This window comes from Streptococcus suis, assembly GCF_002960425.1.
Taxonomy (GTDB): Bacteria; Bacillota; Bacilli; order Lactobacillales; family Streptococcaceae; genus Streptococcus; species Streptococcus suis_S.
This window is the reverse complement of sequence record NZ_POIZ01000026.1, coordinates 1-3,705: the sequence shown is the minus strand read 5'-3', so window position 1 is coordinate 3,705 and position 3,705 is coordinate 1. Positions and strand designations below refer to the sequence as shown.

Genomic DNA, 3,705 nt, shown 5'->3' with positions numbered 1-3,705 from the left:
AAGATCGTTTTCAACCCAGTCATTCCACACATCTGCAGGTTTTGACAACACTTCATTTGGTCCAGTCGAGCCTCGAAATAGTACCGTTACTTCCAACACTTGGTCTTTGGGCAGGTTTGGATCTTTCACGACAGCATAAACCTGTTCACCATTGCCATTCTCATTGTCGAAGTCGAGGGTGACTGTGCCTATAGATTGACCATTTGGCGTTTTTGCTACCCTTCCCTCTATTAATTTTTTATACTGAGTCATTCCAATTTGAAGTTGGGGATCATTGACAAAATTACTACTCATGTTGTCCCTCCTTAAACAACTCAGATAATTCAGCCGTATAGACATAACCCGTTGACTCTAATTGACCTTTATCGTTCTCTACGATTCCACATTGAAATTCAAGTTCTTTTTCACCATTAATAAATAGAGTTACTTCCATTCCTCCCATGGGATTGTAGTATAGACTGTCTGTATCAATTGTATAAGAAGTAACAATTCCTTTATCAGTAAATGCTTCGGGGTCCTCAAAAAGAATCATTTCTTTGTACACTGCCTTCGCTTCCTCACTAGTAGCAATAGCGACCATCTCCTCATGTTCCTTGTGTTGCATATATCCAATTCCTCCAATTCCAAGTGCTATGGCGATAATAACACCAACTAGTATTTTGACAACTTTTTTCATCCTAGACCTCCTTTATGAAATCCTATCAAGTAAGACGCTTTCTTACCTCATAGTATAGCATAAATGCGATGCCTATATATAAAGACGCGCAAACCTAAAAAAAGATCGTTTTCAACCCAGTCATTCCACACATCTGCAGGTTTTGTCAACACTTCATTTGGTCCAGTCGAGCCTCGAAAGAGAACCGTAACTTCCGTAACCTGGTCTTCGGGCAGGTTTGGATCTTTCACAACAGCATAAACCTGTTCACCATTGCCATTCTCATTGTCAAAGTCGAGGGTGACATAACCAATACTTCGATCGTATTGATCTTGGACTTCATTACCTTTAACCATACTAGAGTTATATTCAGTCATAGCGGTTTGGAGACTGAGATCATCTATATATTTTTTAACCATTTTTCTTTATTCCATTTCTAGTAGATGATTAAATTTAGCTGAAATAATATAATACGCCGAACTATATGTCCCATCTCCGTTATCAATCAAATTAAAACTAATATATGCTTCTCTATCGTCATTTATAAATACGTCAACCATAAGTCCTCCCATTGGATTATATTCTAAACTAGCCTCATCAATTTTATAAGTTCGAATGACCCCTTGATTAGTAAAAGCAACTGACTCCTCTCTTCTAATTTTATCTTCATAAACTTTCCTCGCCTCCTCGCTAGTAGCGATAGCGACCATTTTCTCATGTTCCTTGTGTTGCATATATCCAAGTCCTCCTATTCCAAGTGCTATGGCGACAATAACACCAACAAGTATTTTGACAACTTTTTTCATCCTAGACCTCCTTTATGAAATCCTATCAAATAAGAGTACCTCTTACCTCATAGCATAGCATAAATGCGATGTTTATATATAAAGACGCGCAAACCTAAAAAAGATCGTTTTCAAGCCAGTCATTCCACACATCTGCAGGTTTTGACAACACTTCATTTGGTCCAGTTGAGCCTCGAAAGAGAACCGTTACTTCCGTAACTTGGTCTTCGGGCAGGTTTGGATTTTTCACGACAGCATAAACCTGTTCACCATTGCCATTTTCATTGTCGAAGTCGAGGGTGACTGTGCCTATTTTTCTATCATACTGATCCCTGACAACTTTTCTCTCTTGCATACCAGAGTTGTACTCTGTCATGGAAATTTGAAGGTTTACATCATCTAAATATTTCTTAGTCATTATATCCCTCTGCTGTAATTTCATCTAATTCTGGAGAATATATATAATAGGCTGAATGATATGTGCCATCTCCATTATCAATCAAATTAAAATCAACCTCTAATTCTTGACTTCCATTTAAAGTAATCTTTACCATCAACCCACCCATAGGATTGTATTTTAAACTGTTCGTGTCAATTTCATAAGATTGAATGACTCCATCTTGTTCAAAGGCATCAGGATCTCTCTTTTTCATGAAATCCTCATAAACCTTTTTCGCTTCTTCACTAGTAGCAATAGCGACCATTTTCTCATGTTCCTTATGTTGCATATATCCAATTCCTCCTATTCCAATCACGATTACTAACAAAATGCCGATAATAACTTTCATTACTTTTTTCATCTTAGACCTCCCTTATGAAATCCTATCAAGCAAGAAGCTTTCTTACCTCATAGAATAGCATAAATGCGATGCTTATATATAAAGACGCGCAAACCTAAAAAAAGATCATTTTCAAGCCAGTCATTCCACACATCTGCAGGTTTTGACAACACTTCATTTGGTCCAGTCGAACCTCGAAATAGTACCGTTACTTCCAACACTTGGTCTTTGGGCAAATTTGGATCTTTCACAACAGCATAAACCTGTTCACCATTGCCATTCTCATTGTCGAAGTCGAGGGTGACATAACCGATACTTCGGTCGTATTGATCTTTCACCTCTCGACCTTTTGAAATATCGTTATACTCGGTCATTGCAATTTGAAGATTAGGCTCATCGAGATATTTACTACTCATCTCCCTCTCCTTTCAATATTTTAGATAATTTCGGTGAAACTGTATATCCATAACTTTCATAACTTCCATCTTCGTTTTTTATTAAACCAAAATGAAAATCCAAATCTGTAGCATTGTTAAAATAAATTCTCACCATCATTCCTCCCATGGGATTATACTCTAGTGTTTCAGTGTCAATTTCATAAGTTTTTATAATTCCATCAGCCGTTAATGCTTTTGGGTCATTCGCTTTCATGTGTTTTTCGTAAACAGCTCTAGCCTCTTCACTAGTAGCAATAGCGACCATTTTCTCATGTTCCTTGTATTGCATATATCCAATTCCTCCAATTCCAATCACGATTACTAACAAAATGCCGATAATAACTTTCATTACTTTTTTCATCCTAGACCTCCTTTATGAAATCCTATCAAGCAAGAGCATTTCTTACCTCATAGTATAACATAAATTTAGTGGTTTAAATATATAAGAAGAGGCTACAAGTTTCAATTGGTCCATTCTTGTATCCTCTGTGCTAATGTCTGGTCTTCCGTTACTTTCTGCTCGATCCCTGCTTGGATTTGACTTTCTAAGTCCACTAAATCCTGCTTGAGTTGATTGGAGCGAGTAATAAACTTCTCAACCCGTAGGGTGCTGTCTCCTACCAGACTATGATAGTCAACACCTGCACTGCTATAGGCTTGTCTCACTTCATCAGAGCTAAGTCGAAAACCAAAAGGAACATTTCCTAAGCTACTATAGACTTCATTTACCTCAGTGAGGGTGGCAGAGGTCTCTTTTTCAAGGGTTTGGTGAGTGGTTTCCGCAACCTTAACCAGTCCTTGAGCCAGGATACGGGCTTGTTCGCTATCCAGATAGATGGTTTCATGCGAACTGAAACCACCACGGGATAGGGTTTGTTTCATCTGTTGGAAGCGACTCATTTCAATGATGGTCCCATTTATCCCTTCCGTGGAAGCAGTCTGTAGGACCTTAATATTGTCAGAAGTGTCTAACTGATAGCCATAGGTCATGTGCTGATTGCCAAGATCGATATCCTTACTTTCCACGAAGTGGACCATCCCAACGGAAT

General features: G+C 38.2%; 5 protein-coding genes and 4 pseudogenes. All 9 read right to left on the bottom strand.

Annotated features, from left to right (window positions below; genetic code table 11):
* Positions 1–294: pseudogene (locus tag C1G57_RS02160) on the bottom strand (triacylglycerol lipase); the annotation flags it as partial.
* Entirely contained in the window at positions 287–676 is a 390-nt protein-coding gene (locus tag C1G57_RS02155) for a DUF1310 family protein (RefSeq protein ID WP_105113562.1), read from the bottom strand. The pseudogene C1G57_RS02160 and the gene C1G57_RS02155, both read right to left, overlap by 8 nt.
* Before the next feature lie 47 nt (positions 677–723).
* Positions 724–1,011: a hypothetical protein gene (locus C1G57_RS02150; RefSeq protein WP_238595317.1), complete on the bottom strand. Its 288-nt coding sequence runs from the start codon at positions 1,009–1,011 to the stop codon at positions 724–726.
* 69 nt (positions 1,012–1,080) lie between these two features.
* Positions 1,081–1,461, bottom strand: coding sequence for a DUF1310 family protein (locus C1G57_RS02145; protein WP_105113561.1), 381 nt, complete (start codon positions 1,459–1,461; stop codon positions 1,081–1,083).
* Between the two features lie 103 nt (positions 1,462–1,564).
* Positions 1,565–1,858, bottom strand: a pseudogene (locus C1G57_RS02140) (triacylglycerol lipase); the annotation flags it as partial.
* On the bottom strand, positions 1,851–2,240 hold the full coding sequence (locus C1G57_RS02135; protein ID WP_105113559.1) for a DUF1310 family protein: 390 nt from the start codon (positions 2,238–2,240) through the stop codon (positions 1,851–1,853). The gene C1G57_RS02135 and the pseudogene C1G57_RS02140, both read right to left, overlap by 8 nt.
* A 68-nt stretch (positions 2,241–2,308) precedes the next feature.
* Positions 2,309–2,635, bottom strand: a pseudogene (locus C1G57_RS02130) (triacylglycerol lipase); the annotation flags it as partial.
* Positions 2,628–3,017 (bottom strand): DUF1310 family protein, encoded by a 390-nt coding sequence (locus C1G57_RS02125; protein ID WP_105113558.1) that lies wholly within the window; start codon positions 3,015–3,017, stop codon positions 2,628–2,630. The pseudogene C1G57_RS02130 and the gene C1G57_RS02125, both read right to left, overlap by 8 nt.
* A gap of 101 nt (positions 3,018–3,118) precedes the next feature.
* Positions 3,119–3,705, bottom strand: a pseudogene (locus tag C1G57_RS02120) (triacylglycerol lipase); the annotation flags it as partial.